The following is a 16,274-nucleotide window of genomic DNA, read 5'->3' as shown; positions in this document are numbered from 1 at the left end:
TCCTTTTTATTTGATCAAAAGTTGGTTTTGATGTATGGATAATATCTTTAGTTTAATCAATATAATTATCAACAAGGGGGTACAAAATGAAATCCATAATGTAAGATTGGTCGAATCATTACAAAATAGATTGACTTTCAAGATAGTTTAAAGTATTAGGACCTTCATTAAATAGTAAATCTAATATAGATAGATTAGGGATAAAACCTTTTTTATTTTGAAATACTTGAATATAAGGATCTAAATTATAGTTTTTTTCTTTTTTTACATTTATTAAATCTCTTAAATCTAGAATATTAGCAGGAGTTTTGTGATAGGCGTTGGTTTTGGAAACAGGAGTGTCTATTTGTAAACTATCCAGAACTACAGACATGCACTCGTAATTGAAATCTAAAAGAAACTCTTTGGGTTTTTCAAATAAAGGAGCAAATTCATCTTCATAATACTCAAAAAAAGGCGAGGTTCTGTAAGCAGACTCCAAAGACCTCCAGTGTAACAACTGCCATTTAAAATCATTTTCTATACGTACATTTTTGTATAATTGTTTTTCCTTTGTTAGGCTGTGCTTAATAGGGATGGTTAACAAAAGTTTGCCATTAGCTCCATAAATATAAGTGCGATTACGATAACTCTGTTTTTGATAATTGTCTTCATTTTCAAAAATTATCGTGTTGGATTGTATAATAGCAACATATTGTGCTATAGAACCAAAATAAGATGGATGTAGTAGTGTGGTGCTCAATGGTATTAAATTATTATATACAATCCAATCAAATTTACCGTGATAAAATTTGATTGGATTATACTAGAAGCTTAGGCTCCTTTTTTTCTTTTACGATATTGGTTATAAATAAAATATCCGGCTAATAGAATAAGAAAATATTTAAAGTAAGAAACTGGTTCTCCACTACCTCCAACTGTAGTAAACATACGTTCCCAGCGTATTTTATTAATAAGTCCTTTGGCATTAGAATCTACACTAAACCAAATAAAAACAGGCTTACCTACAATATGTGTGGCAGGAACATACCCCCAATAACGGCTATCTTCGCTATTATGGCGGTTATCCCCCATCATCCAGTAATAGTCCTGCTTAAAGGTATAGCTGTCTATAGGGGACCCATTAAGCAATACTTGTGTGCCATTAGCAGTAAGTTTATTGTCAATACCCATTTCAGAACCTTCATATACTTCGATAATTCTGCGATAAAGAGAAAAACTCTTTAAATCCATTTTAACTGTTTTTCCTGCTTCTGGTATATATATAGATCCAAAATTATCTTTGTTCCAATTTACTTTGCCATTGTTGGGAAAAATATTAGATTCTCCCTCTCCTTTTTCTGCAATAATCCTTTCAATAGAGGTTACGTTAGGATGGTTTTTAAATTTAGCAGCATTTTCAACGGTCATTCCTTTTACAAAAAATCGTTGATTATCATAACCAAACTCCCCAGGATTGTTTGCTTTTATTCTATATCTATCATATAAGTTTTGCAGGTTAAAACGATCCCCATTTGTAGTCCCTGCATACGAAAACTGTACTTGTGCTCTGTCGGGTAAATCATTCTGTTTTCCGTTAATGTATACATATCCATCTACAATAGATAAGGAATCTCCTGGAATCCCTACGCATCTTTTTACATAGTTGGATTTTTTATCTATTGGTTTATATACTGAAATTTTTGATGTATCGAAGAAAAAACGAAGCGTATCATTTGGGAGACTAAATACAACGATATCATTACGTTTTATTTTTTGAAACCCCGGTAGTCTAAAATATGGATATTGTGGTTTACTAGTATATGATTTGGTATGTAATACAGGTATTGTATCATGAACCATAGGAAAAGATACTGCAGTCATAGGAGTACGTGCTCCATAATGAAACTTACTTACAAATAAAAAATCTCCCACCAGTAAGGTTCTTTCCAGGGATCCTGTTGGGATTGTATACGGTTGCATAAAATAGGTATGCACTATAGTTGCTGCAATTACAGCAAATAGTATAGAACTTGTCCATTCTCCCGCAGCTGTTTTGGGTTTTAGATTTCTATCTTTTATGTGTGTTACATCCAACATATAGTTTACATAAAATATATAGAACCCTAGGGTAACTATTACAAGAATGGTGTCATTTGTGGAGTTTTTGCCAAAGCTTCTAATAGTTTCTACCCAAATTATAGGAAGCATAATAACATTGATTACAGGGATAAACAGTAATATTACCCACCACCATGGACGATTTATAATTTTCATTAACACTACTGTACTATATATTGGCACGAGAGCTTCCCAAGCTTTTCTGCCTGCTTTTTTATATAGTTTCCATGTTCCTAAAAAGTGAATCACTTGTAGTATTAGGAAAAAAATAAGCCATTCTGTAAATATCATCTTTAAATATGTTTTTTAAGTATAAGTACTTTTTATTTCTAAAGTGTTACATTTTATAGTCCTAAAACATCTTTCATGCTAAAACTACCTGTCTTTCCTGCCAGCCATTCTGCGGCTACAACAGCTCCCAATGCAAAACCATCACGATTATGTGCGGTATGTTTAATTTCTATGGTATCTACCTGTGATGCATAACTTACGGTATGTGTACCAGGTACTTTGTCTATTCTTTTTGCATGAATAGTAATATTATTTTCCTCATTTTTATCAAGGCTCCAGCCTTGTTTTTTGGTGTTTTCGATAATTCCTTCGGCAAGAGTTATGGCAGTGCCACTTGGAGCATCCAGTTTTTCTATATGATGAATCTCTTCCATAGATATATCATATCCTTCTAAAGGATTCATCATTTTTGCTAATTTTTTATTTAGCTCAAAAAAGAGATTAACTCCCAGACTATAGTTTGAAGCATAAATAAAGCCTCCTTGTTTTTCTTTACACAATGCAACGATAGAGTTGTAATGGTCTAACCATCCTGTAGTTCCTGATACAACCGGTACGCCTGCATTAAAACAGTTGCTGATATTGTTTACTGCGGCAGACGGGATACTAAAATCGATAGCTACATCTGCATCAGAAAGGTCGTATATGGTATCTTCTTTATCTACTTTAAGTACAATAGTATGTCCTCTTTGCTCTGCGATTTTTTCTATGGTTTTACCCATTTTGCCATACCCTAGTAGTGCGATTTTCATATTTTGGTGAGTATTTTGGTGCTATTTTTAGCAAAAAAGCATTTTTTTAAAAACTATAATTTAAAGAAACCCCGTAGCTTGGAGTTGCATTAAATTCATTAAAATTTATTTTTGGTTTAAAAGAAAGATCCTCGCTTACATTATACTGCATTAAATGAGCAGTTACATTTGCATCTACAATATTCAATAAATAAATTCCTACAGTTATTAATAGGGATAATTCTTGTTCACGACGATAACGATCTTGTAAGGATATTAACTGCTCATTACTAATTCTTGGCGCTCCTCCAGAACTAGCCGGAGCGTAAAACTCATCATCTGTAAATCCTGCTAACCTGCGTTTATAAGCATCACGCAAGCGATTATAATTGTCGTTGTTTTGAACATAAAAATAGATTCCGGTTCCTAAAGCGGCATATACAATAGGGACTTTCCAGTACTTTTTTGTATACGCTTGTCCTAGACCAGGAAGGACAGCAGAATAAAATGCGGCTCGTGCCGGAGCTAAAGGTTCATAAGGACGTACTTTACTCTTTTTTTCCTTTTTTACCGGTACTTCTTCAGTAACAACTTTTAATTCTTCATTTTCTTGAGCAAAAATGCTTTGAACAGAAAGTATTACAAAAAAAATAATATAAAAGAATTTACTCTTCACTATTTATAAGTTTCTTTAGGCGTTTAAAATCTTCTTCGGAAGAAAACGGAATGATTAACTTTCCACTTCCTTTACTAGAAACTTTTACATCAATTTTTGCACCAAAATAGTCTGAAAATTCTTTGACTCCTTTTGAAATGTGATGTGGCAAAGGATTATTTACAGCTACCTTATTTGTAGCAGGGTTTTCTACTTTGTTATTTATAGATCTAACCAAGGTTTCTGTATCTCTTACAGATAAAGATTTACTGATAATAGATTCATAAATATCCAATTGTTTTTGTTGGTCCTCAATATTGATAAGTGCTCTGCCATGTCCCATAGAAATAAATCCATCCCGCATACCTGTTTGTACAATAGGGTCTAGTTTTAATAACCTAAGGTAATTAGCGATTGTGGACCTTTTTTTGCCAACCCGGTCACTTAATTGTTCTTGTGTTAAGCTTATTTCGTCAATCAAACGTTGGTAGGATAATGCAATCTCTATAGGATCCAAATCCTGTCGTTGAATATTTTCTACCAATGCCATTGTTAATGATTCCTGGTCATTAGCAATACGAATGTAGGATGGTATTGTTTTTAATCCGGCTAGTTTTGAAGCTCTGTAACGACGCTCTCCACTTACTAACTGATAATTGTTAAAATCTAACTTTCTAACAGTAATAGGTTGTATAACACCTATTTCTTTTATAGAAGTAGCAAGTTCTCGTAGTGTTTCGTCATTAAAACTCGTACGGGGTTGAAATGGATTAACATCTATACTTTCTAATTCTAACTCAATAATATTACCTACTACTTTATCTGCGTTTTTATCCTCTACTGATTTTATATCATTTTCCGGATCTTTTAAAAGAGCAGATAATCCTCTACCTAATGCTTGTTTCTTGGTTGCCTTCGCCATGAATCCTTAACTTAACTGTTTTTTTTAATAATTTCGTGTGCCAAACTTAAATAATTAATGGCACCTTTACTAGAAGCATCATAATTAATAATGCTTTCTCCATAACTGGGAGCCTCACTTAAGCGAGTATTTCTTTGAATGATTGTTTTAAAAACCATTTCACTAAAATGCTTTTGTACTTCTTCTACAACTTGATTGGATAATCTTAATCTGGAATCATACATGGTAAGTAATAATCCTTCTATATCAAGACTTGAATTGTGGATTTTTTGCACACTTTTTATGGTGTTTAAAAGTTTACCTAACCCTTCCAGGGCAAAATACTCACATTGTATAGGAATAATTACCGAATCGGCAGAGGTCAGCGCATTTAGTGTAAGCAAACCCAGTGAAGGAGCACAATCGATAAGGATATAATCATATTTTGACTTTAATCCCTCGATAGCCTTCTTGAGCATATATTCTCGTTGATCTTTATCAACAAGTTCAATTTCAATAGCAACCAGATCGATATGTGCAGGAATAATATACACATTAGGAGCACTGGTTTCTAAAATCGCCTCTTCAGGTTTTATAGTGTGTTCAAGAATTTGATAAGTCCCTTTTTCTACGCTTTCTACATCTAATCCAAGCCCAGAGGTTGCATTAGCCTGTGGATCGGCATCGATAAGTAGTACTTTTTTCTCTAAAACACCTAGAGAAGCTGCTAAATTAACAGAGGTAGTAGTTTTACCTACACCACCTTTTTGATTTGCAATTGCTATAATTTTACCCATGTGGGGAGATTTGGATTAACAGCGATAAAAATACGATTTATTATATATTATAAAAATGAAAAATGTTAACACTATTCATAAAAAAGACTATCTGCCTGTAAGGATGGTATTGTATGCCTTTATAATTGTTGATAATTTTTTTTACTTACATGTACAAGATTGCTTACAGATCAAAACTATTATGTAAAAACTATATTATTACAGCGGATAAAAAATTGAATCCCTTATTAAGGACTCCATTCCACAAATCTTGTCTCGAAGAAGGTAAAATGTGTTTTTAGGGAGGCATACCCCGTGGGTTTGTTGTAAGGTTGTTGGTTTAATGGTCTCCATAGCCAATATCATTCATCTTACCTTTAAACACGTTGTATTGTATAAACATATAAACAGCAACCAAAACAATTGCAATTAAAAACCAATAAACCCCAATAGTTAAGCCATAATCTTCGGCAGCTACATTATATAATGTTAATGATGGGGCAATAGTATTGGTAGAAGGTAATACTTTGGGGAAAATTGAAGCTACTGAAGTTCCGAATCCGCCAAATAAAAACAATGATGAAAATAGAAAACCATAACCATCTTTTTTAAAATATTTTACTTTGAATAAACCAAATAACCCTGTAAATGTAATAATTGGAAAAATCCATAATAAAGGAATTTTGATAAAATTTTGAAAAGGGTTAGGTTCTATAATATGCCAAGTCAATAATGAAACGATAATTAAAATTAGTAGTATAAAATTAAGAGTAAAAACTACTTTTTTAAGTTTTATATTTAATTCTGAATTTGTTTTGAAAATAACCCAATTAGCTCCGTGTATAGTTAAAGCTGTAACACTTATAATACCCAACATTAGTGTAAACCAGTCTATGATGCCTAATTGTTCTGTTTGCGGACTAAAGGAAGGGTTCCAAAGGGGTAAAAAGAAATAATGGGCTTCTTGTGTTAGCTTACCATTTACAACGTTTCCTAAGTTGACCCCTCTTACGACATTGCCAAGGGCGACCCCAAAGAATAATGCAAGAAGTAGGCTCGAAACACCAAATGCTTTGTCCCATATTACTTGCCATATTTTATTGTGTAACTGACCTCTTAGTTCTAAACCTGTTGCCCTAAAAATGAGCAGCCATAAAATAATTATTAATGGTAAGTAAAAACCACTAAAAGAAGAAGCATACAATGTTGGAAAAGCAAAAAACAGGATGCCTCCGGATGCAATTAACCAAACTTCATTTGCATCCCAAAAAGGACCAATGGCATTGGTAATTGCTTTTTTGTCTTTTTCTGTTTTAGCAAAAAACAGATGAATAATTCCAGCACCAAAATCATACCCATCTAAAATTATATAAATAGCTAATATTGTCATTAATACTATATACCAAAATAATTCCATAGTTAACGATTTATAGGTTCTGGACCTTTATTAATAATTTTTCCGGTAAGCATAAGAAAGAGAAGTCCTAATAACAGGTATAACCCTACAAATCCTAGTAAAGTAAATAAAGTATTTCCTGCGGATACTGTAGGAGAAGCTCCATCTGCTGTATGTAATAGATTGTATACTAACCAGGGTTGTCTTCCCAACTCTGCAGTGTACCAACCAGTCGTATTGGCTATATAAGGAAACGGTAACATAAACATAATAGACCACAAAATCCATTTTGTTTTATATAGTTTTTTTTGAAACAGCTGGACTGAAGCTAATAGCATTAGGCCAATAAAAATAGTTCCTAATCCTACCATAATATGATAAGCATAGTATAACCCGGGAACATTTGTAGGGTATAATGATTTATCAAACTCATTAAGTCCTTTTATTTGTTGACTCCATTTTTGGTAGGTTAAAAAACTTAAAACATTTGGAACGGCTATTTTGTTATCAAGTTTTTTTTCTTGCATATTCGGTTGTCCAATTAGGATAATTTCTGACCCTCCTTTTTCAGTTTCAAAAATTCCTTCCATTGCAGCAAAGGTTACAGGTTGAAACTTGACTACATTTTTTGCCATTAAATCACCTGTGGGAAACGCAACTAAAATACTAGAAATTAAACCGAAGATGACACCGGTTTTCAAAAAGAGTTTCCCATATTCACTGTGTTTATTATTTAGAATATAAAAAGCACCTATTGACGCAACTACAAATGATGATGTAATCAAGGAAGCAGCTTGATTATGAAGATAGGATGGCAGTAGCCATGGATTACTAAACAATGCGCCAAAATTATTAAGTACAAATTTTCCGTTTTCCAATATTTCATACCCAACAGGATATTGCATCCAGGAATGCGTCGCAATAATTAAATAGCCACTTGCCCAGGAGCCTAAAAAAACTAAGAAGCCTGTTGCAAAATGTAATTTATGACCAAGGAGTTTTTCTCCAAAAAGAAATAAACCAAGAAAGGAGGATTCTAAAAAGAAGGAAAACATACCTTCCATCGCCAAAGTTTGACCAATAATACCTCCTGTAAGTTCAGAGAACTTAGCCCAATTAGTTCCAAATTGAAATTCCATAGGGATTCCGGTAACTACACCCATAGCAAAGTTGAGTGCAAAAATTTTCATCCAAAACTTTGCGGCATTATTATACTTTTCAATTTTAGATCTTAAAAATCGCCATTTAAAATAAACTATTATTAAAGATAACCCCATTGTTAATTGAGGAAACAAGTAATGGAAAGTGATAGTAAACGCAAACTGTATTCTATCATAAAAAAGCATATCTTCCATCTAACTGTGATTTTTTATAGGATAGCAAAGATAAATTTCAAAGGGTTCTTTTTTGGTAACACAAGTTACATATCCCTTTTTTTTGAAAATATTTTTTATGTGTAACTTATGTTGCAGATAGTATCCTGAAGGACTGATAATTTTGTGTTGTGAAATTTTCAGTGTCTATTTTTTTATCTATCATACTCTTAAGCAATAGCCTTAGGGTTTCAGTTGTTTATGGGTGGTATGTATTAGATGTAAAGAGTTTTGCAGAACAATTGTGTGAAAATAAAGAAAAACCGCAATTGCAATGTAACGGAAAGTGTTATCTAACCAAAATCTCAAAAGAGACAACCAAGGATAGTGATAATGGCAAGCTACCACAAATAGAATGGGAACAACTTCTTTTTTGTAAAACAGACCTATTCATAAAATACGATATATTTTTAACTAATTTTATCTATAACAACTTTGGCTATTCGGATAGCTATTGCCAGGATTTTTTTTATTCTATTTTTCATCCCCCACAAATAGTATGGCTTTTTAAAATTGATAAAAACCTTAAAATCAGGTTTTTGTAATATTGTTATTGTTTATTACTATAAAAATTATATAATGAAAACACAAAAAATAGTGCTATTTTGTGCCCTTATACCTATGGTGTTATCTGCACAGATCCCAACAAGCAAAAAACAAGATACTATTGTTAAAAAAGTTATAGAACTTAATACAGTTATTATAACCGGAAAAGAAAAAGCAGATCCGGTTTTTAGTTCTATAAAAACAAATCTTGTTAAAAAAGTAGTCCAGCCCAAAAATATAGCCGATTTGTTTAGCGATTTTAATGGTTTTTCATTAATTAAGCGAGGAAATTATGCTATAGATCCTTCCTTTAGAGCTTCACAATATGAACAATTAAATATTCAATTTGATGGAGGTACAAAAACAACGCATGCATGCCCTAATAGAATGGATCCTGTTACAACCCACATTATTCCTGAAGAGATTGAAAAAATAGAAGTGATTAAAGGACCATATACAGTAAGATATGGAGCGACGTTTGCTGGTATTGTCAATTTGGTAACTCAAAAACCACAGCTGTTAGATAACGGTTTTCACGGAAGTGTAAGTTCTGGATATGAATCTAACGGAAATGCTTTGGTTTCTTCAGTAAAGCTTCATCAAATAACAGATAAGTATGACATCATGATAAATGCTGGATATCGGGATTTCGGAAATTATGAAGATGGGGACAAAATAGAAATCCCATCTGCGTTTAGAAGTCTGGATTATGGATTACGGTTAGGATATAATATAAAGGATGATCAGAGATTGCAAGTAAACTGGAGGCAATCGTATGGGCGAGATGTTATGCATGCGGGATTGCCTATGGATACAGATAAGGACAATAGTTCTGTCTTATCAATAGACTACAAGGCATCAAATTTTAAGGGGTTTATTGAAGAAATAAATATGAAAACCTACTACTCGTATATAGACCATATAATGTCGAACACACACAGACCGTCATTTGTAGCTACCGAAGCTGTCTCTGCAATAGATGCAACCAATTATGGTGGTAAAATTGAACTAAAAATGAAACCAACAGATAAATGGATTCTTTATGGAGGCATTGATGCGAACTTAATTGCCAGAGATGGAGGAAGAACCAGAATAGTAAAACGTAATATGATGGGAATTGAACTACAAGAACCTGTTATTTTTAACGATAAGGTATGGCAAGATTCGTATGTAAACGACTACGGGTTGTTTGCAGAAAACAAGTATGCAATTACTAATAAAACGATCTTTACAGCTGGTATAAGATATGATCTTGTGGTTTCAGATATTAAAGATCCGGAAGCAGATTTTACAATATTATATTCCAATTTGGGACAACGTGAGGAAAGTAATATTTCTGCAACAGTATCTCTTAAGCAAAAAATTTTAGAAAATAATACTTTAGAGATAGCTTACGGTCGGGGAGTGCGATCTGCAAATATGATAGAACGCTATATTAACCACTTTACTGTGGGACAAGATCCTTATGAGTATGTGGGAAATCCATTTTTGGAAGCAGAAGTTAATAATCAATTCGAAATAGGAATTAAAGGAAGAAAAGCCTTTGTTAAGGGGATAAATGCTTTGAATTATGCAGTTTCTGGATACTACTCACTTTATGATAACTATATTGTCCCAGTGGTAGACCCTGCATTAGACCGTAAGTTTATGCCTAATATTCAACCTCAAGAAGTAAAGCGATTTACAAACCTAGACAAGGCATATAAAACTGGTTTTGAAGCTGATCTAAGAATTGAATTTGCAAACTATTTCAATTTTAACACGAGTCTTTCGTATGTATATACAAAAAATAAAGACCTTAATGAGTCATTGCCATTAACCCCTCCTTTTATGACACGATTTCAAATAGGATATGAAAAAGATAAATACTGGACGAGTGTTAACTATACAATTACGTCAAAGCAAAATGAGATTGCCAATAGTTTTAGAGAGCAGGAAACATTGGGATATGAAACATTAGATGTTCGTATGGGTATAAAACCGATGAAGAGGATGAATATTGGGATTGCGGTTTTAAATGTTTTTGATCAGATATTTAACAATCATTTGAATTTTTCTTTTGTAAACCAAGCTAATTTTAACAGGGTTCCGGTTAATGATCCCGGAAGGAATTTATCGGTATTTGTTCAATATACATTTTAGCTCTTTATTAAAGGATCAATTCTTTGAGATTATGCCTAGTCCTAAAAAATCGATACAGATTTTTTAGGACTAGACATAATCAAATGTTATTTATTTTTTTTAGCTCTAATCATAGCTTCTAATTGATCCCACATTGCTTCTGGGATTTGCTCCAAAAGATTAAATTGTCCAGCACCTTTTAGCCATTCACCGCCATCCAGAGTTACTACTTCACCATTAACATAAGCAGAAAAATCAGATACCAAATATGCCGCCAAATTAGCTAACTCCTGATGGTCTCCCACTCGAGCTAAAGGAACTTGCTTTGCCATATCGATCTTATCTTTTAAATCTCCCGGCAATAAGCGATCCCATGCTCCTTTTGTAGGAAATGGTCCCGGAGCAATTGCGTTAAAACGCATGCCGTACTTAGCCCATTCTACAGCCAGAGATCTTGTCATTGCTAAAACCCCTGCTTTTGCAGTTGCACTTGGTACTACATAAGCAGAACCTGTCCATGCGTATGTAGTTACTATATTTAAAACCACTGTGTTTTTATACTTGCTGTCGATCCAGTGTTTACCAAAAGCCAGGGTACAGTTCTTGGTACCTTTAAGTACAATGTCTATTATTATGTCAAATGCACGATGGGATAAGCGCTCTGTAGGGGATATAAAATTTCCTGCGGCATTATTTAACAATACATCTACCGATCCAAAGGTTTCTAAAACCTTATCTCTCATTGCTTGTACCTGTTCATATTCTCTTACGTCACACTGTACAGGCAAACAAGTTCCTCCAGTTTCAGATTCAAGTTCTTTTGCGGTATTTTGTAGTTTTTCAAGATCTCTGGAAGTAATAGCTACATTAGCCCCTAGTTCTAAGAAATATCTGGTCATAGATTTGCCTAGTCCGCTACCTCCGCCGGTAACTACTATATTTTTTCCTTTTAGCGCTCCATCGCGAAGCATTTTATCTGTATAACTCATATGTATATTATAGTAACGATATTTTTGCTAAGGTACTAAAAAAACTATGCACGCATAGTTTTTTTAGTACTTATTCGAAAGTAGAAATTAAAATTTCTAATATGGTAATTGCAGCATCACTAATTTTTGTACCTGGTCCAAATATAGCAACTGCTCCAGCATCAAACAGGTACTCATAATCATCCGGAGGGATTACACCGCCCACAATAATCATGATATCTTCCCTGTCATACTTTTTTAGCTCTTCTATTATTTGTGGCACAAGGGTTCTGTGCCCTCCGGCAAGAGAGGATACCCCTATAATATGCACATCATTTTCTACAGCTTGTTTTGCAGCTTCAGACGGGGTTTGAAATAAAGGGCCTATATCTACATCAAAGCCTATATCTGCATAACTGGTCGCGACTACTTTTGCTCCCCGATCATGACCATCTTGCCCCATTTTGGCAATCATTATTCTGGGTCTTCTCCCTTCCAGATCCGCATATTGATTTGCCAGCTCTCTGGCTTTATTAAAGGATTCGTCGTTTTTTATTTCTTTGGCATACACTCCTGTAAACGATTTAATTTCGGCTTTAAATCTCCCGAATTTTTTTTCTAATGCGTCACTAATTTCTCCCAAGGTAGCTCTTAATCTTGCCGCTTCTACTGCTAAAGCTAGTAAATTTTTGTTGTCATTGGTCGCTGCCAGAGTTAAATTATTTAAGGCATTTTGTACAGCTTTTTCATCGCGGGATGCTTTTACTTTTTTAAGTCCTTCTATTTGTTGGATTCTTACCGCCTGGTTATCTACTTTTAAGGTACTAATAAATTCCTCTTCTTCTAGGGTGTATTTATTGACTCCTATGATTATATCTTGCTGACTATCGATTCTGGCTTGTTTTCGGGCGGCAGCTTCTTCAATTCGCATTTTTGGGATTCCTGCTTCGATTGCTTTTGTCATTCCACCCAGTTCTTCTACTTCTTCAATAAGTTTCCATGCTTTATTGGCAATATCTTTGGTCAAAGATTCTACATAATAACTTCCTGCCCAAGGATCTACTGTACGGGTAATTTGGGTTTCTTCTTGTAGATATATTTGTGTGTTTCTGGCAATTCTTGCAGAAAAATCTGTGGGTAATGCAATAGCTTCATCCAGTGCGTTTGTATGCAAGCTTTGTGTACCACCAAATGCGGCAGCACTGGCTTCTATACAAGTACGTGCAACATTGTTAAAAGGGTCTTGAGCAGTAAGGCTCCATCCACTGGTTTGGCAATGGGTACGAAGCATTAAAGATTTTGGGTTTTTTGGATTAAATTGCTGAATTAGTTTTGCCCAAAGCATACGTGCTGCACGCATTTTTGCTATTTCCATAAAATGGTTCATGCCAATTGCCCAAAAGAAAGATAATCTAGGAGCAAAGGTGTCCACATCCATTCCTGCTTCTATTCCTTTTCTAATATATTCTAAACCATCTGCCAGAGTATATGCCAGCTCGATATCGCATGTTGCACCTGCTTCCTGCATGTGATATCCCGAAATGCTGATAGGATTAAATTTGGGCATGTTTGCAGAACAATACTCAAAGATATCTCCAATTATTCGCATAGACGGGGTAGGAGGGTACACATAGGTATTACGTACCATAAATTCTTTTAAAATATCATTTTGGATGGTTCCGGAAAGCAAACTTTTATCTACCCCTTGCTCTTCTGCTGCTACAATATAAAATGCCATGATTGGCAAAACAGCTCCATTCATGGTCATAGACACAGACATTTTATCTAATGGGATTTGATCGAATAGCACTTTCATATCCTCTACGCTATCGATAGCAACTCCTGCCATACCAACATCACCAAATACCCGTTCGTGATCACTGTCATATCCGCGATGTGTTGCTAAATCAAAAGCAACAGACAGCCCCTTTTGTCCTGCAGCAAGATTTCTGCGATAAAAAGCATTACTTTCTTCGGCGGTAGAAAACCCTGCATATTGTCGTATGGTCCAGGGTCTCAGGACATACATAGTTGAATACGGACCTCGTAAATATGGAGGAATCCCCGCAGAAAAATTAAGATGGCCTATATCGTTAACATCCTGTTTGGTATAATAGGATTTGATTTTTATTCCTTCAGAAGTAATATGCTCAGAAAAAGTTGTATTATCTATTGAGGGTGCAACTTTTTTTAATTGAATATGTTGAATATTTTTTCTGGTCATTTTAAAATTTCATTTTTTCAAGATATCGATCAAAGTTTACTTGAACAGGAGTTGTTAAATTGATCAAAAATGTTTGTTTATTAGCCGAAACAATGTAAAAAGTACCAAATCCTCTCATGTCGGTTTTGAAATTGTCAATCTGAAATATTGACCTGAACATTGTAAAATTTTTATTTTTTGAATAAGTAGCTGTAAGTTTCTTAAAATTTAAGTCGGTCATTAAACTTAATTTATCATTATTTTGTTTTATAATAGATAAAAGTGATTTAGCATCATTCCTGTTAAAATTTATATAAGGCAAGGTATTGATAGTATATGTTGATCCGGAGTCAGGGTCAAAAAATAAGCCGAAGGAGCCTTTTATATCCCTCATGTTTTCAAGTCTTCTTATTTCATTTGAGATACTGTTTTTTGCTATTGAAGAGTCAAGGGCTACCCTGTACTGCTCAATTGTATATCTTTTGAAGCCTTCTGGTAAAAAAGTTTTAACAGTATTCTTTTCCAGAGAGAAGTAATTTCCTGTTAAATAGTTGGAAGTACTTGAGTTAGATTTTTCAATCCAATTGCCAGCTTCTTTTATAACCGTACTACAAGAGATTAAAAATAAGGTTATACCAAAAAGAAAACCATAATTTATTTTCATTGGAAATGAATACTAATGATTGAAATGTAAAATTACGCTTTTATTGATAAACTACTTTAGAAAGCATAAATATAATTAAAAAGGTTCTTTTTGATGTGAAACTATTTAAAAGCTTTTTCAATAACCATTAAAATAGAATAGTAAATGTCAAAAGCTATAAAATTCTTTACTTCGATAGAGCAAAATTCTTTATCAGGGATGTAATAAATTCTTTGAGAAACCAATGATGTACTAATGTTTCCATCTTCTTCAAGTGTAGTAATAATCTCTTTAAAATCATCACTGGCACTAGTATTTTTAAGGCATTGTATAAAACCTCCTCTGTAATTAAAAATGAGGACTTCTTTTTCATTTTTTTGACCAGAAGTAGGAGTAGGGCTTTTTGCAACCTCTTTGTTTTCATACTCACTAAGGTTGACCCAAAGAGAATTTTTGTCAGTAGCATTTTTTTTGAAATCTCTGGCTAGCTGAATAGAATTACCAGAGGGGAGCTTTTTGAGGTCAATAGACAGACTGGCGACTTCTGCCAAAAAAGTACGGTATGTTTTTATAGAATCAGTACCAAATTTGTAATGGTTAAACAGGTCTTTTTCAAAAGAATCATAAGCCTTTTTTAAGATACCTGTTTTATCTACATTAAAACAATTAACAACAGATTGTGAGAACGTATTATTTGCACATATATATAAGCACGCAATAATGATTCTAGATCTAATCTTTAGGGGCATTGATTTAGATTTAGTTATATTAATTAGAAATTGGATTTATAAAATAAAGGAGTGAAGTTAATAATAAGTTTGTAAACATTAACATTTCTTTGTGTTTTTTTTTAATTCGAAACACATTTTAAGCACACAAATTTTACTTTTTAAGTATGTTTTATTCAAATGCTTTTTCGATTATTAATAGTACAGAGTAATAGATATCAAAGGCAATAAAACTTTTTACTTCGGGAGTATTAAACTCTTCGGTTGGTAAGTCATGAAGTCTTTGGGCAGTTAAAGACGGACTAACATTACCATCATATTCCAAAGTGTTAATAATATCTTTAAACCCATCACTGGAGCTATTGTTTTTTAGGCATTGTATAAAACCTCCACGATAATTAAAAGTCATTACTTCTTCTTCATTTTTTGGATTTGTTTCTGGGGTAGATGTTTGTTTTGAAACTTCCATTTGTTTGTCGTATGTGCTTAGCAAAACCCAAAGGGAGTTTTTGTCCTTTGCTTTTTTCTTAAATACACGGGCTAATTCTATAGAAGTACTTGAAGGTAGTTTTCGCAGGTTTATAGATAGACTGTATAGTTCTGTAAGAAACGTTCGGTATGTTCGTATAGAATCAGCACCAAACTTGTAATGGTTAAATAAATCTTTTTCAAAGGAATCGAATGATTTTTTTAATACCCCTATCGTGTCTATATCAAGACAGTCAAATTTTTTGCCATCGATTTGCGAATTACCTATAGCATTTATAGATAACACTACAAAAAATAACAGAACCTTATGTTTAATCTTTTGGGGCATGGATTAAAAATCAGTTGCAATAATA

The 16,274-nt window shown here is 33.5% G+C and carries 15 protein-coding genes; 2 read left to right on the top strand and 13 right to left on the bottom strand.

Annotation, left to right across the window (positions count from 1 at the left end):
- Positions 1-118 precede the first annotated feature (118 nt).
- The 8 genes from ACZIYX_RS11775 to ACZIYX_RS11740 form a co-directional block, all read right to left on the bottom strand.
- Positions 119-742 carry a WbqC family protein gene (locus ACZIYX_RS11775; RefSeq protein WP_462682440.1) on the bottom strand — a complete coding sequence of 208 codons (624 nt, stop codon included), beginning with the start codon at positions 740-742 and terminating at the stop codon, positions 119-121.
- Between the two features lie 71 nt (positions 743-813).
- A complete protein-coding gene (gene lepB, locus ACZIYX_RS11770) occupies positions 814-2,391 on the bottom strand; it encodes a signal peptidase I (protein WP_462682439.1) in 1,578 nt (525 codons plus the stop codon).
- Between the two features lie 53 nt (positions 2,392-2,444).
- Complete coding sequence (dapB, locus tag ACZIYX_RS11765) at positions 2,445-3,143, bottom strand: 4-hydroxy-tetrahydrodipicolinate reductase (RefSeq protein WP_462682438.1); 699 nt, start codon at positions 3,141-3,143, stop codon at positions 2,445-2,447.
- 46 nt (positions 3,144-3,189) lie between these two features.
- On the bottom strand, positions 3,190-3,798 hold the full coding sequence (locus tag ACZIYX_RS11760) for a DUF5683 domain-containing protein (RefSeq protein WP_462682437.1): 609 nt from the start codon (positions 3,796-3,798) through the stop codon (positions 3,190-3,192).
- Positions 3,788-4,699, bottom strand: a complete 912-nt coding sequence (locus ACZIYX_RS11755; protein ID WP_462682436.1) for a ParB/RepB/Spo0J family partition protein — start codon at positions 4,697-4,699, stop codon at positions 3,788-3,790. Before ACZIYX_RS11755 ends, ACZIYX_RS11760 begins: the two co-directional genes overlap by 11 nt.
- An 11-nt stretch (positions 4,700-4,710) precedes the next feature.
- Positions 4,711-5,475 carry a ParA family protein gene (locus tag ACZIYX_RS11750; protein ID WP_462682435.1) on the bottom strand — a complete coding sequence of 255 codons (765 nt, stop codon included), beginning with the start codon at positions 5,473-5,475 and terminating at the stop codon, positions 4,711-4,713.
- A 319-nt stretch (positions 5,476-5,794) separates the two neighbouring features.
- Positions 5,795-6,871 (bottom strand): cytochrome d ubiquinol oxidase subunit II, encoded by a 1,077-nt coding sequence (gene cydB / locus ACZIYX_RS11745; RefSeq protein WP_462682434.1) that lies wholly within the window; start codon positions 6,869-6,871, stop codon positions 5,795-5,797.
- Positions 6,872-6,873: 2 nt separating this feature from the next.
- Positions 6,874-8,205 carry a cytochrome ubiquinol oxidase subunit I gene (locus ACZIYX_RS11740; protein ID WP_462682433.1) on the bottom strand — a complete coding sequence of 444 codons (1,332 nt, stop codon included), beginning with the start codon at positions 8,203-8,205 and terminating at the stop codon, positions 6,874-6,876.
- A 149-nt stretch (positions 8,206-8,354) separates the two neighbouring features.
- Here ACZIYX_RS11740 and ACZIYX_RS11735 point away from each other — a divergent pair, with 149 nt between their 5' ends.
- Both ACZIYX_RS11735 and ACZIYX_RS11730 read left to right on the top strand, forming a co-directional pair.
- Positions 8,355-8,768, top strand: coding sequence for a hypothetical protein (locus ACZIYX_RS11735; RefSeq protein WP_462682432.1), 414 nt, complete (start codon positions 8,355-8,357; stop codon positions 8,766-8,768).
- Positions 8,769-8,802: 34 nt separating this feature from the next.
- Positions 8,803-10,911, top strand: a complete 2,109-nt coding sequence (locus ACZIYX_RS11730) for a TonB-dependent receptor domain-containing protein (RefSeq protein ID WP_462682431.1) — start codon at positions 8,803-8,805, stop codon at positions 10,909-10,911.
- A gap of 86 nt (positions 10,912-10,997) precedes the next feature.
- Here the strand turns inward: ACZIYX_RS11730 and ACZIYX_RS11725 are convergent, their stop codons facing one another.
- The 5 genes from ACZIYX_RS11725 to ACZIYX_RS11705 form a co-directional block, all read right to left on the bottom strand.
- The gene (locus ACZIYX_RS11725; RefSeq protein WP_462682430.1) at positions 10,998-11,879 is read right to left on the bottom strand and encodes an SDR family oxidoreductase; all 882 of its coding nucleotides are present in this window, start codon (positions 11,877-11,879) and stop codon (positions 10,998-11,000) included.
- Positions 11,880-11,949: 70 nt separating this feature from the next.
- Complete coding sequence (gene scpA, locus ACZIYX_RS11720; protein WP_462682429.1) at positions 11,950-14,082, bottom strand: methylmalonyl-CoA mutase; 2,133 nt, start codon at positions 14,080-14,082, stop codon at positions 11,950-11,952.
- A gap of 1 nt (position 14,083) precedes the next feature.
- Positions 14,084-14,725 carry a hypothetical protein gene (locus ACZIYX_RS11715; RefSeq protein ID WP_462682428.1) on the bottom strand — a complete coding sequence of 214 codons (642 nt, stop codon included), beginning with the start codon at positions 14,723-14,725 and terminating at the stop codon, positions 14,084-14,086.
- Between the two features lie 101 nt (positions 14,726-14,826).
- The gene (locus ACZIYX_RS11710) at positions 14,827-15,453 is read right to left on the bottom strand and encodes a hypothetical protein (RefSeq protein WP_462682427.1); all 627 of its coding nucleotides are present in this window, start codon (positions 15,451-15,453) and stop codon (positions 14,827-14,829) included.
- Positions 15,454-15,604: 151 nt separating this feature from the next.
- The gene (locus ACZIYX_RS11705) at positions 15,605-16,249 is read right to left on the bottom strand and encodes a hypothetical protein (RefSeq protein ID WP_462682426.1); all 645 of its coding nucleotides are present in this window, start codon (positions 16,247-16,249) and stop codon (positions 15,605-15,607) included.
- Between the last annotated feature and the right edge of the window lie 25 nt (positions 16,250-16,274).

This window comes from Aquimarina sp., assembly GCF_977115655.1.
Note: the sequence above shows the minus strand (reverse complement) of the source record. Positions and strands in the feature narration are given on the sequence as shown.